The organism is Methyloterricola oryzae, from assembly GCF_000934725.1.
Taxonomy (GTDB): Bacteria; Pseudomonadota; Gammaproteobacteria; order Methylococcales; family Methylococcaceae; genus Methyloterricola; species Methyloterricola oryzae.
Window position 1 is genome coordinate 1 of record NZ_JYNS01000052.1, and the last position, 4,382, is coordinate 4,382.

Here is a 4,382-nt window from a genome sequence, read left to right on the forward strand (position 1 = left end):
AGGGTAAGATGTGTTGCGGTCGCACTCCCCTACAAACGCTTCACGCTGGAAAGGAGGTGTGGAACCAGAAAGTCGGTCAGTTGAATCTGATCTGACAACCCAGCGCACCCAAAACGGGTAACTGTCAGATCAGGTCGCGACTTCTACACTTAATCCGTTTGTCGTAGGTTCGATCCCTACATGGCCCACCAAATAAAACCAAGGCTTGCAGCGATGCAGGCCTTTTTCGTTTCTATCGGGGTTATGCCTGGGTTAGGTTGCAGTCGCCTCGCAGGTGTCCTCGGGCACATTGGCGACGCGCAGGGCTTGATTGGCTTTCTGCTCGATCAGGCCGGACTCGGCGGCGGCTTGCTGGCGAGGTGAAAAACTCGGGAGACTGGTCTCCTTAGTTTTTTCAGGCCACGCCGAGGGTCAGTTCGCGCCCTTCCCGCGCCCGCCACAGCGCCCGCAGACGATCATGCATCGCTTAAAAAGCGACCTTTCCCGCTCCAGCGCCGAAATGTCTTGTAGACATTGTCCCAGTGCGGAAAGTCTTGCGGCAACAGTCGCCAGGCATAACCCGTGCGCACCACATATCAACACGCTTCCACCAATGCCCGGCGCGAGACCTTCGGCGGAACACCCTGCTTGCCGTCCGATTTGAACAGGTCTTTCACCAACGCCCACTCGTCATCAGCCAACGAGCTCGGACAGCTTTGCTCGGGCGCCGCCTGCCGATGACGTTTCACGTAGCCATACCTTCGCGCCGCCACCAGGTTCGGTTACGTAGACCGCGCACGCCGGGCCACCTTGATCCCCGGACCATGCCCGCCTCCCTCAGCACCTTGCGCAGAGTCGCCACATGCACCCGGACTCCGGTCCGTTCGTGATAAAACGCCGCCAATTCGCCAAGCATCGCCAAGGGCTTCGCCGTTGCCAACTCCAGCACCACCGCTCAGACGGAATCTTAGATGGCCTTCCACGCTGTCCCATCGGCAACCAATTTGCTATTGTGATACTCGGTTGCCATTATAGATTTTTGTGTCTACCCCCTCTTAGCTGTTCCTGTAGTCAGCATAAAATCCACCGTGCTCTTACGTATTCGAATGTACTTCTTCGACTGCTCTACTATCTCCACACTCGATTAAAGTTTGGGAAGCACTGATCAATTCGTTTTAAAGTTCTTGCGGCCTTTTGCAATCATCCGGTAACTCGCACTTCGCAAGGGGAAAACCGATTTAATCCGTGCCTCTCTAACCCTAGGAGAAACCCTTCGGCAGCATGGAACTTCGAGACATTCTAAGCTGGTCTGGGGAATACAGTCGAGAAGCTCCCACTCTACCTGAAAATGTCTATAAAAGATGATTAGAAGCGCGGATCCGTCGTTTTCTACGAACATTAGCAAGGGCTCCATATACTCGGAAGATGCTGCAAAAAAAGGCTCCGTCAGCCTCGGATAGGAATCTTCATATTGACACCGACTAACTCTGAAGCAACTTGGATTCTGTTCGAGATTTGGACGATATCTCATGAAAACGATAGGATGGAGATAGTGGCTTAATAATTCATCCGCTTATGCTGGATAAATAGAGGTTTATCGATTCAAGATTAAACATACAATGAAAAACTTTATTAAAAAAATTATTGGGAAGCTTGGATATAAATTAGTAAAACTTACAAAGGACAGGAAGATATCAATTGACTCGTTTGTTACCGCTAATCGTCGTCCAAAAATATATGATTGCTTCATTTTTAATGACGAACTGAGCTTATTAAAAATCAGGCTTGCATATCTCTACAATCATGTAGAGAAATTTGTGTTGTGCGAATCAACTAGGAATTTTTCTGGAAAATCAAAGCCTCTGCAATTTGCTGAAAATGCTGCAGATTTTGAGGTATGGATGGATAAAATTATACATATAAAATACGATCCAGACATATCCGGATTCAATTTCGATAGACCAAACCAATACGATTCATCGCATCCAGCTTGGTTACTTGAGGCGGGCCAAAGGAATAAGCTTCAATCAGAGGTCTCGCAATTGGATGATGACTGCCTTGTAGTCCTGACTGATGTTGATGAAATATGGAATGCGGATACGATCGATAAGATTTACGCGGCCATGTGCTCTAGAAATATTCCAATTGCAAGGCTTGAAATGGATTTCTTTTATTATTTCATGAACTGCATTGGTGTTGGTTCCGGGAATTCTAATTGGATCCTTCCGGTTTGTATGACTGGCAATGCAGCAAGCAATAAAAATCTCGGAAGTTTTAATTCTAGACGTCAAAATTCTTCGGAGTATAAGATATTCCCGAGTGCCGGATGGCATTTTTCGTATTTAGGTGGCCCAGAGGCTGTAATTAGGAAAATTGAGTCCTTCTCTCATCAGGAGTATAACATTTCAACGTATACTGAACGCACTAGAATTGAAAATTGCATTAAAATGGGGATTGACCTATTTGACCGGGCTGGTCATAAATGGGCATTCTGTTCCTTGGATCGATTTCCTTCGGATTTGTCCTCTTTATTCTTGGAAAGGCCGGAATTCTGTCGAACTGATTTGTCCCCCGTTAAGAAGGGTGATGCCTAATCAAGCCGCTCACCTAAAGCACCAACTCCGCCTAAGAGGGTAGGCAAAACAAAGTAGAGTAACGCCCTCAACCAATCTTTAGCTTTGTCCACTTTGGCCAGGATCGCTTCAGTCGGGGCGGTCCAGTGGTAATGCATAGGATGAGTATTGTGGATGTTCGAGATACTGCATGGTGGCTTCCTTAAACTCTTCGATACTTTGGAAGACTCCGCAACGGACGCGTTCCTCGGTCCCCGAGGCTGCCCTGAAGACTTATCAGGTGCTCGCTGTCACCTTACCAGATGGGCATCCTGCCAGGTTCTCACTGGTGGGCTTCGATCACGCATGGGCTGAAGCCGAAAGCGTGTGCCGTGCATTTGTAACGCCTTGACGCCTGGCAAGCCGCGTCAGATTGGGCTTCCCTGAGGGCTAACTGCGGCGACACCGATGGTCAGCGAAAACAAGCACATATGGAACAAGACGAAAGAAGACGTATCGAAGTGGCCGTCACGCGCGGTATTGCCACCTACGTGGCCAGCCGCACAGCGAAGATTCCGGAATTCGTGGAACGGCACTTTTCATTCCGGGGTGCCCTCGCACTGCAGCGGCGCAGCCTCCTCCATGACATCTACAAGGTGCCGGTCAATGCCGTGTGGGCACTGCCCGCCTTCGTGGCTCACGGAATGGGTTACCTGTGTGAAAAGCTGGGCGCCGTGCAAGTCGGCGGGCGGCTTAGCAAAGTCCCCTCCGGCATGACGACCCGCTATCAGGAGGAAATCAACTGGGTCATCCAAACCGAACTGCTGGAACTGCCAGTCTCGCAAGGGTCGCGCACAGCCACCAAGGACGCACTACTCCAATACATCCTCGAGGAGCCGGAGGTGGCAGCCGTTTGCGCCGATTACCTGGCCGACATCGAGGCCCATAGTCAGAGTTTGGCTTTCCGTCAGGCGTTGGAAGCGAACCTGGCCGAGCACGCAAAAACCAGGCTCGCGGTTTCCGAACTTGCAGGCAACCTCATCACCCTGGCGAGCGGCTATGCAGCCTTACAGAAAGCCACGCCCGGCTTACTTTCCGCCAGCACAGCGACGGCAACCGCCCTCGCCCAGCAATTGGCAATCAATCAATTCTGGCTGGGAAATACGCTGGGCACCTGGTACTACGGTGTCTTTCCCGCCAGCGCGTCCGTCGGCCTAATCGCCGCGTCAACGGGAGCCCTGATGGTGGCGACCGGTATTCTGGTGACGCTTTCGACCGTCGTGCTCGATCCCCTGCTGGCGAAAACAGGCTTTTACGGCAAACGGCTTGAGCGATTTGTGGATGCCTTGGGCGACAGCTGGAGCGGAAAAACCGACGACCCTTACCGGATCAAGGACCAGTATCTCGTCAGGGTCTTGGACTTACTCGATCTGCTGAAGCTGGCGGCGCGTGTGGTGCGTTAGAGTGGGCGCAGTCATGCGGGCACTTATAGTCTGATCTTGGCTTTTTGGCGGCGATTGAACAAGGAGATCCTTCAGTGTCACCCGAAATGGCACTTGACAGACGCCTGTAGTTGCATATACAAACGCATGCAGGAGGAATCGACATGCCGGACTCATCGCTCACCATCGACGCCATCGCGGCTGACTGCATCGCCCGTCGCGTGCGCATGCTGAACCGGCTTGTGACCAACCTCTATGACGAAGGACTCCGACCGCTGGGTCTCAAGGTGAGCCAGGTGACTATCCTGGTGGCTGCCTGGAAGATGGGCACGGCGCGTCCCGCTGCGGTATGCGATGCCCTACAGATGGATGTCTCGACCCTGAGCCGGAATGTGGACCGCATGCGGGC

The 4,382-nt window shown here is 52.0% G+C and carries 4 protein-coding genes; 3 read left to right on the forward strand and 1 reads right to left on the reverse strand.

What is annotated here, in order from left to right:
* Positions 1 to 455: 455 nt before the first annotated feature.
* The gene (locus tag EK23_RS24830; protein ID WP_082054413.1) at positions 456 to 572 is read right to left on the reverse strand and encodes a transposase; all 117 of its coding nucleotides are present in this window, start codon (positions 570 to 572) and stop codon (positions 456 to 458) included.
* A gap of 1,026 nt (positions 573 to 1,598) precedes the next feature.
* Here EK23_RS24830 and EK23_RS22940 point away from each other — a divergent pair.
* From EK23_RS22940 to EK23_RS21105, 3 genes are all read left to right on the forward strand, one after another.
* The gene (locus EK23_RS22940; protein WP_082054414.1) at positions 1,599 to 2,573 is read left to right on the forward strand and encodes a glycosyltransferase family 17 protein; all 975 of its coding nucleotides are present in this window, start codon (positions 1,599 to 1,601) and stop codon (positions 2,571 to 2,573) included.
* 449 nt (positions 2,574 to 3,022) lie between these two features.
* The gene (locus tag EK23_RS21100; RefSeq protein WP_045227377.1) at positions 3,023 to 3,994 is read left to right on the forward strand and encodes a DUF6635 family protein; all 972 of its coding nucleotides are present in this window, start codon (positions 3,023 to 3,025) and stop codon (positions 3,992 to 3,994) included.
* A gap of 143 nt (positions 3,995 to 4,137) precedes the next feature.
* Positions 4,138 to 4,382, forward strand: a 245-nt coding sequence (locus EK23_RS21105; protein WP_045227378.1) for a MarR family winged helix-turn-helix transcriptional regulator, incomplete at its 3' end; no start/stop codon positions are given.